The sequence below is a fragment of the Rheinheimera sp. 1928-s genome (genome assembly GCF_029269265.1).
Lineage (GTDB): Bacteria > Pseudomonadota > Gammaproteobacteria > Enterobacterales > Alteromonadaceae > Pararheinheimera.
The window spans coordinates 105,253-119,487 of the sequence record NZ_JARIXP010000009.1 but is presented as its reverse complement, the minus strand read 5'-3'; the positions used below and the strand labels follow the sequence as shown (position 1 = coordinate 119,487).

15 protein-coding genes are annotated in these 14,235 nt (G+C 45.4%); 5 read left to right on the top strand and 10 right to left on the bottom strand.

The window, feature by feature from the left end:
- The first annotated feature begins 519 nt into the window (after positions 1-519).
- On the top strand, positions 520-720 hold the full coding sequence (locus P3C17_RS18940) for a CPXCG motif-containing cysteine-rich protein (RefSeq protein ID WP_008898703.1): 201 nt from the start codon (positions 520-522) through the stop codon (positions 718-720).
- 21 nt (positions 721-741) lie between these two features.
- On the opposite strand, the gene P3C17_RS18935 is transcribed toward P3C17_RS18940, so the two are convergent.
- On the bottom strand, positions 742-1,365 hold the full coding sequence (locus P3C17_RS18935) for a riboflavin synthase subunit alpha (RefSeq protein ID WP_300930881.1): 624 nt from the start codon (positions 1,363-1,365) through the stop codon (positions 742-744).
- A 56-nt stretch (positions 1,366-1,421) separates the two neighbouring features.
- Here P3C17_RS18935 and P3C17_RS18930 point away from each other — a divergent pair, with 56 nt between their 5' ends.
- Positions 1,422-2,810, top strand: a complete 1,389-nt coding sequence (locus P3C17_RS18930; RefSeq protein WP_300930880.1) for an MATE family efflux transporter — start codon at positions 1,422-1,424, stop codon at positions 2,808-2,810.
- Complete coding sequence (locus tag P3C17_RS18925; protein WP_300930879.1) at positions 2,767-3,798, top strand: DUF3080 family protein; 1,032 nt, start codon at positions 2,767-2,769, stop codon at positions 3,796-3,798. Before P3C17_RS18930 ends, P3C17_RS18925 begins: the two co-directional genes overlap by 44 nt.
- Before the next feature lie 51 nt (positions 3,799-3,849).
- Here the strand turns inward: P3C17_RS18925 and P3C17_RS18920 are convergent, their stop codons facing one another.
- The 9 genes from P3C17_RS18920 to P3C17_RS18880 form a co-directional block, all read right to left on the bottom strand.
- A complete protein-coding gene (locus tag P3C17_RS18920) occupies positions 3,850-4,746 on the bottom strand; it encodes a hypothetical protein (RefSeq protein WP_300930878.1) in 897 nt (298 codons plus the stop codon).
- A gap of 19 nt (positions 4,747-4,765) precedes the next feature.
- Positions 4,766-5,527, bottom strand: coding sequence for a hypothetical protein (locus P3C17_RS18915; RefSeq protein WP_300930877.1), 762 nt, complete (start codon positions 5,525-5,527; stop codon positions 4,766-4,768).
- Entirely contained in the window at positions 5,527-6,081 is a 555-nt protein-coding gene (locus tag P3C17_RS18910) for a hypothetical protein (protein ID WP_300930876.1), read from the bottom strand. The genes P3C17_RS18915 and P3C17_RS18910 overlap by 1 nt, the downstream gene beginning before the upstream one ends.
- 5 nt (positions 6,082-6,086) lie before the next feature.
- A complete protein-coding gene (locus tag P3C17_RS18905) occupies positions 6,087-6,383 on the bottom strand; it encodes a DnaJ domain-containing protein (protein ID WP_300930875.1) in 297 nt (98 codons plus the stop codon).
- Positions 6,384-6,486: 103 nt separating this feature from the next.
- Positions 6,487-7,695, bottom strand: coding sequence for a type II toxin-antitoxin system HipA family toxin (locus tag P3C17_RS18900; protein ID WP_300930874.1), 1,209 nt, complete (start codon positions 7,693-7,695; stop codon positions 6,487-6,489).
- Positions 7,685-7,972 carry a helix-turn-helix transcriptional regulator gene (locus P3C17_RS18895; RefSeq protein WP_300930873.1) on the bottom strand — a complete coding sequence of 96 codons (288 nt, stop codon included), beginning with the start codon at positions 7,970-7,972 and terminating at the stop codon, positions 7,685-7,687. Before P3C17_RS18895 ends, P3C17_RS18900 begins: the two co-directional genes overlap by 11 nt.
- An 82-nt stretch (positions 7,973-8,054) precedes the next feature.
- On the bottom strand, positions 8,055-8,978 hold the full coding sequence (locus P3C17_RS18890; protein ID WP_264346848.1) for a chemotaxis protein CheV: 924 nt from the start codon (positions 8,976-8,978) through the stop codon (positions 8,055-8,057).
- Between the two features lie 389 nt (positions 8,979-9,367).
- On the bottom strand, positions 9,368-10,603 hold the full coding sequence (locus P3C17_RS18885) for an ATP-binding protein (protein ID WP_300930872.1): 1,236 nt from the start codon (positions 10,601-10,603) through the stop codon (positions 9,368-9,370).
- Positions 10,604-10,661: 58 nt separating this feature from the next.
- Positions 10,662-11,345: a response regulator transcription factor gene (locus P3C17_RS18880; protein ID WP_300930871.1), complete on the bottom strand. Its 684-nt coding sequence runs from the start codon at positions 11,343-11,345 to the stop codon at positions 10,662-10,664.
- A gap of 297 nt (positions 11,346-11,642) precedes the next feature.
- Between P3C17_RS18880 and P3C17_RS18875 the strand changes: the two genes are divergently transcribed.
- Together P3C17_RS18875 and P3C17_RS18870 are read left to right on the top strand one after the other, a co-directional pair.
- The gene (locus P3C17_RS18875; protein ID WP_300930870.1) at positions 11,643-13,616 is read left to right on the top strand and encodes a hypothetical protein; all 1,974 of its coding nucleotides are present in this window, start codon (positions 11,643-11,645) and stop codon (positions 13,614-13,616) included.
- A 95-nt stretch (positions 13,617-13,711) separates the two neighbouring features.
- Positions 13,712-14,113, top strand: a complete 402-nt coding sequence (locus tag P3C17_RS18870; protein ID WP_300930869.1) for a hypothetical protein — start codon at positions 13,712-13,714, stop codon at positions 14,111-14,113.
- Positions 14,114-14,235: the final 122 nt, after the last annotated feature.

The window sequence follows — 14,235 nt, the reverse complement described above, 5'->3', positions numbered from 1 at the left end:
CTAATGCTTCGTAGTTTGGTGTCGCTGAGTGCCATGTTAAAGCCGATTTGGTACACATTTGGTACACAGTTTGTCTGATAGTAAGTGATAGATCAATGAAAAGGTGTGAAATGATAAAGAGTGAAAACCACTGAAAACACCAGAATTGGCGTGGCTTACATGGAAGTTTATGAACTAATGCGAAAACAGGTGAAATACAGAGGGGGACTTATACCAAGGGTCACGTGTTGATTCAATTTAAATTAAGGGTATGTTTTTTGCGGTTCAACCTTACGAGCGGTAGAACAAAACAGTACAACACGTAGTTGTCTCTGTTTTTAACAAAAAGCGGCTGCATCATAACCGATACGGCGCTTTATCGGCAACAACCAAGCCAATAGCGGTATAAAGAAGGCTATTTTTTCGCCTGATGCAGCATTAAGGCCTACACTAAAACTTATCAGGAGCTTAAAACGGAAGGACCCGCGGATAGTCAGTCGTCAGCGCTTGCTGCAACAGGCATTGGCAAACGGAGGATCTATGGACTTACTGCATAAAACTATTCTTTGCCCTTTCTGTGGCCATCCCACTCATATCACTCTGGATATCAGCGGTGAAGATCAGGACGACATTGAGGATTGCAGCAACTGCTGCAATCCTATTCATGTACAAACCCATAAAGATGAGCTGCATAACAAAGTGCAGGTGTTTATCGACGCTGAAGATGAGCAGTATTATTAAGTCATTCTAAAGCAATTGTCGTTAAGCGTTTTTAGCTGCAAGTACCCGTTCTACGGTGTCCACTATGGTCACGGTTTGCTGATCCAGTTCGATATTCACCCTGTCGCCCGCTTTGCGTTGGCCTAAAGTGGTCACCTCCAGGGTTTCAGGTATTAAATGCAGGCTAAAACTGTTTGCAGTCACTTCGCCTACCGTCAGGCTGATGCCATCAATGCTGATAAAACCTTTGCTGAGCACATAAGCTTTGAACTCTGGCTTGAGTTCAATATCTACCCGCCAGTTCGCACCCGTTTGGGTCACAGCTAAAATAGTCGCTGTACCATGCACATGGCCTGACACCAAATGCCCGCCTATTTCACGGCCAAAAGTTAAAGAGCGTTCGAAATTGACTAAAGAGTCTGCGGTTAAAGCACCCAAATTGGTTTTGGCTAAGGTTTCATCAATCACATCAAAACTGACCTGGCCTAATGGCGTCTGCTGATGAAATTCGGTAGCCGTTAAACAAGTTCCATTGACTGAGATACTGGCGCCCCGCTCCAGGTTTTGTAACAACTGCACAGGCACTTCAAGAGTGAGCCTGCGAAACTGCTTCTGGTCGCTGATTTCACTGACTTTAACTTTTGCCTGCACTATTCCTGTAAACATAAAACCTCTGCTGTGCTATCTTTACGGCGTTTTTCGCCTGTCTGACAAGAGTTGTTATGTTACCTTTTTCCCGCTTTGAAGCAAAAACCATTCTGAAATTATCCGGCCCTATTATGCTGGCCCAACTGACCCAAACCATGATGTTTGTCATTGATACTATTATGGCAGGTCGTGTTAGTGCGCTGGATATGGCCGCTATTGCTGTGGCTTCAGCCATTTGGCTGCCTATTATTCTGACCTTGCAGGGTTTATTGCTGGCACTGACCCCTATTATTTCTCAGCTTTATGGTGCGAAAAACCATAAGGCTATTCCTCATAACGCGCTGCAAGGCTTTTATCTGGCGATGGTACTGGCCACTGTGATAGTGATAGCAATGCAGTTTATTCATCTGCCACTGCACTATCTGTCGATGGAAGATAATTTGCGTCAGAAAGCCGTCGATTATCTGGTCTATGTTAGTTACGGCGTTTATCCGGCCGCGGGCTATATGGTGTTTCGTAATCTGTTTGAAGGCATAGGCAATACCAAAGCCACCATGTGGATAGCTTTTGTCGGTATTCTGGTAAATATTCCGGCCAACTATGTGTTTATCTATGGCAAGTTAGGAATGCCGGCTTTAGGCGGCGCTGGCTGCGGTGTGGCGACTTCTTTAGTTTTTCTGGCGATGTTTATTGCCATCACCATTTACGCCTTCAGAAGCCGCAGTACAGCGCTTTATATGAAAAAGCCTGACAGCATAAGGCCAAATCGGAAAGACTTATGGCAGATCATTGCTATAGGCACACCTATCGCCTTTTCGCTGTTTTTTGAAGTGACACTGTTTTCCTCTATCCCGCTGATGATTGTGCATTTAGGCCCTATAGTGGTCGCCGGTCATCAAATTGCTAATAATTACAGCGCTTTGGTCTTTATGTTGCCTATGAGTATGGGCATGGCGACCACAATACGGGTCGGTCATCTGGTTGGCAGTAACGATGTGCAGGAGCTGAAAAAAGCCGTATCAACCGCAGTGCAACTGGCGATGATGATGGCGGTCGGCATAGCGCTGGTGACTTATTTTGGTCGTTTTTTAGTGGCATCGCTTTACTCTACTGATCCTGCCGTACTTGCAGTTGCGACTTCAATTTTGGTTCTGGCGTGTTTTTATCAGATTTCTGATGCGATACAAGTCGTCTCGGCCTGTGCCTTACGTGGTTTAAAACACACCAAACCTATCTTTTTTATCACCTTTATTGCCTATTGGCCGATCGGTTTTGGTTTGGGCACTGTATTAGGTTTAACCGACTGGATTTTGCCTAAGATGGGCGCTCATGGCTTTTGGATTGGCATTATAGTGGGTTTGTCCTGCGCAGCTGTGATGCTGGCGCTTATTCTGAAAAACCAAATCAGGCGATTAGAAGATGGCAAAATTTTACAGCAGCAACAGGCAGCGGCCTCTCACTAAAGCTCTGAGCCTGCTTGCCGTTGTTTTTGTGTTAAGCGGCTGCAGTGATCCAGCTCAATCCCTGATGGACGACTATGCCAAAAGGCTTGGTCGTACTTTGGCGCTGGAGATCCAAGACCCAGCGCCGCTGGATTTGCAGCCTTTGCCATCCATTACAGAAACCAGAGCAGAGATTGTTGAAAGCCGAATCACTATGGTGGAGCTAGTCGCCACACGAGCTTGTGGCCTGGATTTATTGCTGGGTGAACGTAATAGCAGTCTGGGTAAAGTGATGAGCCCAAGCCAGCGTCTGAAGTATGAATTAGAGTTGTTAAAACAAGTACAGCCTTGTTTAACCAATCCGGATATAGCACCAGATTTACAACAGAAACTCTCAGGGCTTGCCTTAGAGAAAACCGCACAAATCGATAAACACTGGCAGAACTTCCTGCAGCAGGACGAAACCTTACGCCAACAACTGCATCCTTCCCGTAGCTTGTCAGAACCCAATTCAGTGGCTGGTGTGGTTGAGACTATGCAGGCTTTGCATTTGTTGCTTGCGCTACAAAAAAGTATTGTTCAGCAGAACTGGCAGCAGGCCAGTAGCATCAACCCAGAACAGGCTTTGGAAGCTTTATACAAGGCCAACACGCTAAGTCAGTTGCAACAAAGCTTACGCTTCAGCCAGCACTGGCTGCAAAGCTTAAATCAGCAGTTAGAACAGCTTGATCTAAAAGCCCAATGCCCTGTCGGTAAAAGCTCCAACAAGGCAGATATTTTAAACACCATTTTGCTACAGTATTTTATTGCCAAAGTGCAGCTTTATTTCGCTCAGATAGACGGCGCATATCAGCAGTTGTATCCGCTATTGCAGCAGCTGTATCAAGGCACAGCTTTGGTACGACCTATTCAGCAGCGCTTGGAAGTTCCTAATACCGCATTAAAAGCAGAGCTAAAACGTCATGTGATCTGGTGGAAGGAAGTACAGCAGCACTGCCCAAAAACTTAAAATGGGTCAGATCACATTGTTAACAGTTAACAATGTGATCTGACCCCAATTTTACATTTCGATATATTGAGGCCAGCCTAATAGTGGATTTAGCATGCCTTGTTTATGCTCGTAAGCATCACGGCGTTCTGGCGAGGCGTTCTCTGCCAACAGCTTTTTGTAGCCTTTGGCAAACTGCAAAGTACGAACTAAAGCGGCATGGAAGTTGTCACCCAGCTCCATAGTCACAGCCTCTGAAAAACCAGCAGGCAATAAGCTAAGCACTTGTTCGGTATGAGCTTTAATAAAAGTTACGTCAAACCATTCATCGGCTAAATCGATATCGCGTAACCTTTGTTTTAAATCCTGTTTCACCTTGCCACCTTTAGTGCAAAGACGATACAACACCACTTCAGCCAACATATCTTCAAGATTGAAGTGCTCGAACGGGTCCAGCTGGGTATGGTAGAAATAAGTTTGTTTCACCACACTAATAGCCTGACGGCGGCGGGATTCAACCAAGGCCTGCTGATACACCTGAACACCCTGCCACTCTTCGATGTCGGGTGGACTGGCAATATCCTGCAACAACTGCTCTTCCACTTCACCGTACAACGACTTGCGGTTTGGCGTAAGTTGGCTTACCTGCGACAACATGCTCCAGCCTTTTTGGAAAGGTTTAACTATACCTTCAGGACTGACCAGCAATGCCAGGGCTTTATCTAAATCATGATCTGAGAGTTCTGCCAGGCCCAAACTCGCCACACCAATAATATCGTGGGCTGCTTGTTCTAACAGATGCATTTTGTATTTGTTGTAAAACTTGTCGGCAAACTTCAGACTCATCAGCACAGCTTTGCTTTTGACTTGCTCCAGCTGTGCATCCGAGAGTTTTTGCTCTGCCTTGGCATAATTCAGCACCTTAGTTAAAAAAGGTCCCTGATTGGCATCCCGCACCACTAACTGCATAACGGATCCTTTACTCAGCTTAATCGAGGAAACTAAACATATCGTCCACTTCGGCGTACTCGTCCGAAGACTGGTTTTTCTCTTTGGCTTGCATCACAAGCTCAGCAGCAAACTTATTGATAATATGTTCCCAGCCAGAGTTTTCGTTACGCACCAGATTTTTAATCGCTTGCTCAACCTGCGGTGTTAATTGGCGAATAAGTGCCAATAAGCTGCGAGGGTCGTCGTAACCCAAACCATGCACTTCTTCGTTCAGATGGCGTTCTGTATAGCTGATGGCTTCTTCTAAATCTTCTTCTTCCTCGTGCAATAAATCATGCACTTCGTCTTCATCTTCAATCACTTCGCCGCGGTACAGCTCGATAAAAGGAATAGACAAATAAAACAAACCCGCTGGGTCTTCAGCTATGGCTTCCAGAATTTCGGCCTGCTTGGTTTCACTGTCCTGAGTACGAATAAGGTAGGTCAAAAAATCAAAGGTATGCTGCTTTAAATCTTCGGCATTATTTTTGATTTTTTCTTCCCAGTACAACGGCTGTTGGCAAACGATGTCGCGGATTTTTTCCGGTGTCATCAGCTCAGAAATAATCGAAGGAAAAGAAATATCGTGTTGGCTGTTAATTTGGGTCAAGGTAACAATATCAATATTTTCAATCACTTCAACCAGTTGCGCGTCCGACATGGTATTGGCCATCAGCTCAAACTTTTTGCTGGCCTGTTTTGGCTCAACAATGGCGAGTTCTTTAATTTCCGCAACGGCAATTTCAATCAGATTATTCATCAACGCCCTTCCCGGTTAAAAGTGATTTCATCGTATTGGTTATCGTAACCTTCTTCTTCGTCATCAGTGCCTTCGTAATCGTCATCAGCGTCATTACGGAAGGATGACTCGTCCGAATCTTCGTCTTCGTCATCATCTGTGTTGCGTGGGCCTGGCGCTGCAGCTATATGATTATTCAGCATAAAAAGCACAGCACAGCTTTCGATCAGTAAATCTTCGTTAAATTCACGAATGGTTTTGACCAGTGGTAAATCAGCGTTATTAAAAGCGACCGAAGTTTTAAACTCATCCCATACCGGCATGGTATTTTTTGCAAGCCAGCCAGCCCATTTTAAATTGGCTTCAGGGGTGAATTTAACCCGGCCAAATAAAGCCACAGGCAAATATTCAGGCACTGAATGCAACATCTTAGGATCGGCCTGTAAAATGCTTTTGATTTGGCTGGTAAATTTTTCCAGTGCTTTTGGCGTATCCGGATCGTTATAAGATTCTATATTTTCATAAGCGTCAGTTTTTAACGCTTCTAACCGGTTTTTGTCGAATGTTTTGCTCATGAGTTTTAACCTTTTACGGACGGGTAATAACTATCCCACAGCTCTTTCATCGCTGCGGTCGGGTCCGGCACTATCACATTATTAAAATCTTTAATAAAAGCCGCGCGTTTTTTGGCGTCAGACAATACATCATAGGCTTCTTTTACCCGTTGTAATTGTGCGCCAGCCTGCTCTTTTTCATCATCCGTTAAATTCAGCAGCTTATCCGGATGGTATTTATTGGATAAACGCTTGTAGGCTTTTTTAATCTCGTCTTCATTGGCGCTGGCTTTCACGCCCAAAATGCGAAAATAATTAATCATTCAAAGTCCATTGAGTTAAAACATAAGCTCAGTTTTTTGCAAAAGATGCCTGAGCTGAAGTACGGCGATTCTAACAGAAAATTGCACTACTGCAGCAGCTCAATCAGTGTGGGATCAGAGCTTTTAACACTTCAATGTCGGTAGTTGAAACACCCACCTTGCTAAAATGCTGCGGCCAGCTCCGAATAAGCTGTTCAGCTTCTGCCACTATCTGTCTGGCTTTGTTTAGCTTTAAACCAAAACGACTGCATTGGCTTAAGGCGTTTTCCACTGTACCGACACGGCCAAAGTCTCCAAGCCCCATTGCATGTTGGCGCGAATTATTCACAGGCACCATGTCGTAGGCTGGCGACAAGCGCCAGTGTTTACTGGCCAAATCCAGCAGTAAAGCATGGTTGCGCCCATGATCGTCTGTGTTGCCTATCAGCAGATTAAACAGCATGCGCCGATATAATTCTTCACTGTCTGAAGATTCAACACTGTACTGGCGCAACATTTCAGCCAAAGCCGGATAACCATAACTGCTTTTTAAGCTTAGCTCCGACACTTTCTGTTCAGAGAACAACGATTCAGCACTGATAAAATGAGAGTGGATTTGACTGGCACTGCGATCAAAACGCTCGACTAACAGCACGTCTTCAAAGCCGGTTTGCACCACTTTGCTGTGTGCCACCCGAATTCCAAACTGCTGTGCCAAGGTTAAAGTGGCGTGCTCAACTCTGGCCATATTCACTAAGTCATCTGGTTTGTTAAATTTAACCAGATACAAAACATCACCATCCTGCACTGAAGATTTAGGCCGGGCGCCGCCCATGCTGATGCCGTACTCCAGTGCTTTTTTCGCTTCTGCACTTAAGCTGTTGTGGGCCAGTACATCATTTTTACTTTGGGTCAGGCTCTGTAAATCAGCAAACTGGTTTTTAGCGATTTTCTTTTTCGCTTGATGCCGCGACAAACTGAAGGCTAAGGCACCTACTCCTTCACCGCTACCAGCCAGCAAAAAATCAACTTCATGCGCAGGTTTAGTGCTGTGCAAGGACAACATCAGTTTACGACCCCAGCTATCAGGAGCGGCGTCAGACAAGACGCCAAACACTGCTTTTGGCAAACGGCAGATAAATTCCTGTTCAGACAAAGGTAAATGCAATGGGTCCAGCGGGAAAGCATCGGCTCGTTCTAGCCAGGATTTACCGTAACGAAAGTAACCTGTCCCCGAAGCCAGATCCAACTGAAACACAGCACAAATCACAGCTTCAGCATACAAGCCTTCGACAAACACATAACAACTGGGTTTGAGTGAGTCAGAAATCATTATCCAGCCTCTGCGCTGAAACACGAAAACGCTGTCGTTGCTGTTCCTGCTCTTGCTGGCTCAGCCAGTCGGCAAAAGAGCCTGCCAAACCCAGCACCAGCATGGCCTGCAGATAAGTGCCCACAGCCACCTGAGCGCTGCCGTTTTCCAATGCTGATACAGTTGAGCGCCCCACGCCCAGACGTTTGGCAAATTGGCTTTGGCTTTCACGCTCAGCACGGCAACTCTGAATTAAAGCGCCCCATTGTTTTAAAAGTAAATCAGCAGAATCATGCATGATATAACAGTCATTAACTACTTAATGACTGTTATAATAGGCAGCAATAAAGGAATAGTAAAGCAGTAAGGTTCTTTAGTGACTAGCTATTCATCCACTGTTGTACAGCAGATACCAGCTCATCAGGGTGGAACTTGGCAATAAACTGATCAGCACCTACTTTTTTCACCATAGCCTCGTTAAAGACGCCACTTAAAGAAGAGTGAAGAATAATATGCACATTGCGTAAATGCTCATTGGCTTTCACTTCAGCCGTTAAGGTATAACCATCCATTTCCGGCATTTCGATATCAGAAATAATCAGTGGTACTTTGCCGGAGATGTCACCACCGAGCTCCTGGGCCTTGGCTTCGAGCCAGTTCAGTGCCAGACGGCCATCGTTCACAGTTTCAACATTAATACCTATAGTGGATAAAGCTCGTTTCACCTGATTACGGGCCACTGCAGAGTCATCTGCCACTAAGACAGTTAAATCTTTAAAGTCTGCATTTTTGGCTTTTTCTTTGACAGACTCACTGACCGTTTCATCCACAGGAGAAATTTCGGAAAATACTTTTTCCACATCAATAATTTGCACCAGCTTTTTATCAACTTCAGTGACTGCAGTTAAATAATGCGTACGCCCTGCACCATGAGGCGGAGGCAAAATCTGCTCCCAGTTGACGTTGACAATACGGTCGACGCCACCGACTAAAAAGCCCTGGGTATTACGGTTGTATTCAGTGACCAGAATAAAGGCATTGGATAAATCGGAAATAGGTTTACCACCGGTGGCCTGACTTAAGTCGATGACAGTGACAGGAACCCCCCGTAAATGCGCTATACCACGCACATTAGGATTAGCACCAGGCAATTCACTGAGTTCAGGACAACGTATCACTTCACGCACTTTGAACACGTTAATGCCATAAGGCTGAGGGCCATGCAGACGAAACATTAAAAGTTCGAGGCGATTTTGACCGACAATATTGGTGCGTTGGTCAACTGAATTCATCAAACTGGTCATAAGGTACACCTCTTCTTACTCAAATTTTGTCGCCCAGACAGGCTTTATAGCACCAACACAGAGTAGTACTGACTTAGCTAATCGACTAAATATCAGATTTACTTAACGTTTATTTTAACCCTGGCTCACTTTATTATACACACAGCTTTTGGTAACACTGTTGATCTGCATCATAGCTTATCGCCTCGAAATGAAAAATACGATAAAAACTAAAAATTAGCAACAGTGCACAAAAAGAGCTGACACCACAAAACAGAAAAAATGCGAATGAGTTTATAGCATAGCTGGCATACAACAGATAAACAGCGGAAAAAAAGAAACTTTCTTCAATAACACGGATCGGAACGGCTAGTAGCAACAGACAGCACCTGAAGCAGAAAAACACAACACTAAAACACCAGAGATTTTTGTTTTACGGGTAGTTTTAGTATCACAGACGTCTGGTTGCTGTTTGACAACCAGCTCACTTGTGCACCAATGGCTTTAGCCCGGTGCAATTGACTGGCAAGCCCCCTGCCGCCGTTTTGTATAGCGTTAGTCAGTTCAAATCCACTCCCATTGTCTGTTACTGTGACAACCACATAATCCCCGTCAAGACGAGTGCTTAACGTTACTTCTGTGGCCTTGGTATGTTTAATGATATTAGTGAAGGCTTCCTGCAAAATACGTAATACATGCAACGAAGTTCTGGGGTCAAGCCAATCCAGTGGCGGGATCTGCGCTACTTTCCAATGCAGTCGGACACCTGTGCTTTCAAGTCGCCCGCCTAAACGGAATCTCAAGGTGGCCAACAGTAATAACAAATCATCATCCACAGGCTCTATCGAATCAATGGCCAGTTTCAAATCGTCAATGCAATCCTTTAATACCCCGGCCAGTTCGCCTGACTGCATTTTGCCATTTTCAACGACCCGCAACGCGCTGACCAGAGACGAACCTAAACCATCATGCATTTCCTGCATCAAACGTTGCCGTTCCTGCTCCAAAGTTTGAGATTTTTCAATAGCGCGTAATTTCGCATTGCTGCTGGCCAGTTCAAATTTCATAGTAATAGCAGACAAGGTTGTTTTTGTACTAGTAAGCAACTGGCCCAGTAAGGCCACGAAGTACAACAGCACAGCCATACACAACGAGCGGTAACTGATGTCCTCCATACTCCAGAGTTTAGAGGTCATACCGATCACCTGAGGCAGAGAAAACGCGAGATAAAACAGAGGCACAGGCGATAATGTTGCCAGGCTTCCGCCCAACATGCCGGCAAAAACGGCCATCAGCAAAATGCCCTCAACATCACTGACATTGCCCAGCACCAACCAGGTCACCAACCCCCACATCATGCCGTCAACCAAATGTAGTAAGGTATAGATCAGGGCAATACGGCGGGTGTTTGCACTCAGTGAAGCCTGTTTCAGATAGTACCAGCTATAAAGTTGCAGTAGCAGGTTTGACGATATAGCAGCCACAGCCCACCAGTGCAGGTAAGGCGTATTCACTTCATTGGATAGATTCCACCAGATCAGCAAACAAATGGGAATAATCACCAACGTGCTGCGAAAATGCCCCATCACCAGCGTAATTTGTTCCTGCAGTATTGGGTTTTCAGCAAAACGAAAAGGATTATGCATTTTTAACATTCAGATACATTCGGCGTCATTGTCCATTGGTGGATTGCAAAAGAAAGAGCTATTTGTCCAGCAAACCCTGGATCCGTGCTTCATAGATAGCCTCAGTTTTGGAGTTCACTTTGAGTTTGGCATAAATACGCCTGACAAAAGTAAGCACTGTATGATGCGAAACTGAAAGCAATGCCGCAATTTCATTCGAGGTAAAGCCTTTGGTAATGAGTTCCAGCACTTCTTGTTCACGGGCCGAAAGCGTAACACAGCTTTCTCCTGCCGATGGCGGAGTTTTAACCAATATCTGTTCTGGTCGAAACCTCATCAGGATCTTACGGGCAATCAAAGGACTAATTGGACTACCGCCAGAATGCAAACTGCGTAGTTCATTGATTAAATTCTGCTGACTGCTGTCTTTTAACAAATAGCCGGTCGCACCAGCCTCCAGCGATTTCATCACATTGGATTCATCCGCAAAGGTGGTGCTGACCATAATGTTGCAGGTTGGCCAGAGTTGATAAGCCTGTTGCACTAATGTGATACCGGAGCCATCAGGTAAACCCAAATCTACAATTAAAATATCGACAGGTGGCGATTTGAGTAATTTTAGCCCCCCAGCAAGAGTGCCGCTGACCGATACCAACATCATGTCTGAAGCCAGCTTCAACGCCTCTGCAACCGCAGTTTGAAAACCAGTGTCGTCGTCCACTAAGGCAACTCGCACAACGGACGGATTAATTTGCTGCGACATATTCGAGAACTACCCCAAAAAAAGGTTTAGCCGAACATTGTTCTTCACTTTATAGCAGCAAAGGAGAAACAACATACTTTGATAACCAGCCTTGCAATGTGCCAGATGATCTTTAGTTACACGCAAGTAGCTGGTCGAGTATAGCCTAACTAAACCTTTGTTTAGTCTTCTGTTTGTCACTAGTTCTAGTGACAGACCCTCTGAGCTTAGTGCGCCTATGATGAGTGCACTTCACAGGGTAAAAAACCTGCGCTGGCAAAGTTGCAGCGTTTTGATCAGGCAACAGGAGCTGTACCAATGTTTAAAGGGGTGCCATTTCCGGCAAAACAGCTTTATCCCTTCGCAGTTTCGCTGGCGGTTTGTAGTTTAGTCTCCTGCACAGCCAACACCAGTTCTGGCTCCTTTCAAACAGGCCACCACAATTCTCCTGGTGTTGCCAGTGAACGTTACTTACACAAGCCTAAGGGCCCCGTACAAGAAAATCTGACGCAAGGCATAGCTGCTTTGACCCAAGGTGATGCGACAAAAGCAAATCAGGCTTTTAATACAGCCATCTCTCTGGATATGCATAACGCCGCTTTACACACGGCCAACGCTTTGGCTTATCAAATGAGAACCCGTCATGGTGAGCGTGATTTGTTTGAACTGGCTGAAACCGGTTATCTGATTGCACTTGAGCAACAGCACGATTCTCAAAACGCTGTGCTGCAATTGGCGCATCTTTATCTTGAAAATAAACAATATAAACAGGCTCAGCTGGCTGCGGCCTATGCCTTAAAGCTGGACACTGCGGATCTGGAAACTTTACAGTTGCTGGCCAGTGCTTCTTATTATTTGGGTGAAACAGAGCTGGCGTTATGGGCGATACAGAAGCTGCGAAACAGTGCGCCTATGGATGCAACCACAAGCCGAATCTCGCCCATTATTTACAGTTCGGCTGGATTGACGGCCCAAGCCTTGGATCTCTACCAGAGCACACAGCAGAGTTTTTCAACACAAGAAAAACAAAAGCTCAGTCAACGCCTTGCCCAGTGGCAACAGTCGTATCAATTCAATGATGCAGCAGAGATACAGAATAAAACCAGTCCTGTCTTGCCTTTGGCTGCTGTCGCCGGGAGCGTTAAAGATGCCACTGCCACATCAGGCCCATTGATGTATGCCTGGTCAGACTGCGTACAACGCCAGACCCCGGTTGCAGAAGGAAGCGATGATAGCTCTGCCTCTGATGACTCAGCAACCCAAGGTGTGGCCGTGGATGAAACCAAAGTATTGCCCAGCCTGCCCTCACCTTGTATTGGACGGCCACTGCCACAGATGGCTGTCATTGATGTCGTCATTTTGCGCAACAACCAATTGAATACCTCCAGCACAGGTTTAAATTTGCTGGATAACCTTGCTGTCAGCATTCAGAACACAACCAATAAAATAACCACCACTACCTCAGGTGAACCCAGCGTCACCAACACCACCTTAACCAGAGATATAGGTTTGGGTACTTCGGCTGGCGGCGCCATTGCCTATTCGCTGAATATTGCCAATGTGACAGAGCAAACCACTGAAGTGGTCGCTCGCCCCAGTTTATTGGTGCTGGATCGACAGTCTGCGCAGTTTTTCTCAGGATCAAATATCGCGGTGGGACTGGCAGGCAGCGATGGTGGTTCAAGTTCATTTAATCAAATCAATGTCGGTGTCAGCTTGTCTGTCACTCCTACTTTTATTGACGATGAACATATGCTGTTGAACGTAAAAGCCGCCCGCACATTTTTTGAACCTATCACCGGTTCATCGACCTTCTCGCAATCCGTTCAAACCTCACGAAATACTGTGTCTGCCGCCACCAGTGTCAAAGTGAATGAAACCCTGATTTTGTCCGGTCTGGTGGAAAGTGAAGTGATTTCAGGCAGCTCAGGTGTGCCATTAATTAAAGATATTCCGGGTATTAAAAACCTGTTTTCAAAAAACACTCAACAGTCCTATAAAAAATCTGTGCTGATCCTGATCACCCCCAGACGTGTGCCAAGCTACGACAGAACACTGCAAAGTGCAGAAGCCGACCAGCTGCACGCTGAAGAACCCGCAGAAAGCATCAAAGAATTACGTCAGTTTGCCCACAAAGAACTGAGCGAAAAATGGCCGGAACTTGTCGCGCATATTCAACCTATGTCACGCAAAGCTCGCGCTTTTAACGCCAGAACCAATGACATTCAACTGGATGACTGGTCTGCATTGCCACGGATGAAAAACATATTACAAGAGGTAGCGAATCCTTAAACCCGAACTATTTGACTTGTAAATGCTTAAATTTTTTAACTGGATGCTCACTTAAAGCTGTGTTCATCCTAACCAACAACAACCGGAGTTACATCATGAACTTAAAGAAACATTTCACTTTATCTATTGCTGCAACAGCAGTGCTTTTATTAACAGCTGGCCAGGCCCATGCTCAGTCTGGCTCACGCCTGTGTGGTTTTATCGCAGTTGATACACCAAACAAAGTAGGCTTGCTGTACGAAGCCAGAACCAAAGATGCGTCGTACAAAAAGCAATGTGATGAAGCCATCAGCAAAATGAAACAAAAAATTGATTCTACCCCACAGCTAAAAGCGATGAAGTGGCAGGAAGTAAAACGCTGGACATGCGAAGACGTAGGTAACAAAGGCTTTGTAAATAAAGGCGAAAGCGCTGACATCTGTGACAAAATGGAAGCCAAAGTAGGTTACAAAGTCACTAAAGCAGGCGCTGCTTCAGCAACGTACGCAAAGCAGTAAACATCTGAAAGCCACCTGATAGCCCACAACAAAGAATATGGTTATCAGGTGGCTTATTACTCCTGCAATAAACTCCCCTTCCCGCAATTTCTACACTCTGAGTTCAATTTGTTTTAAGCTGT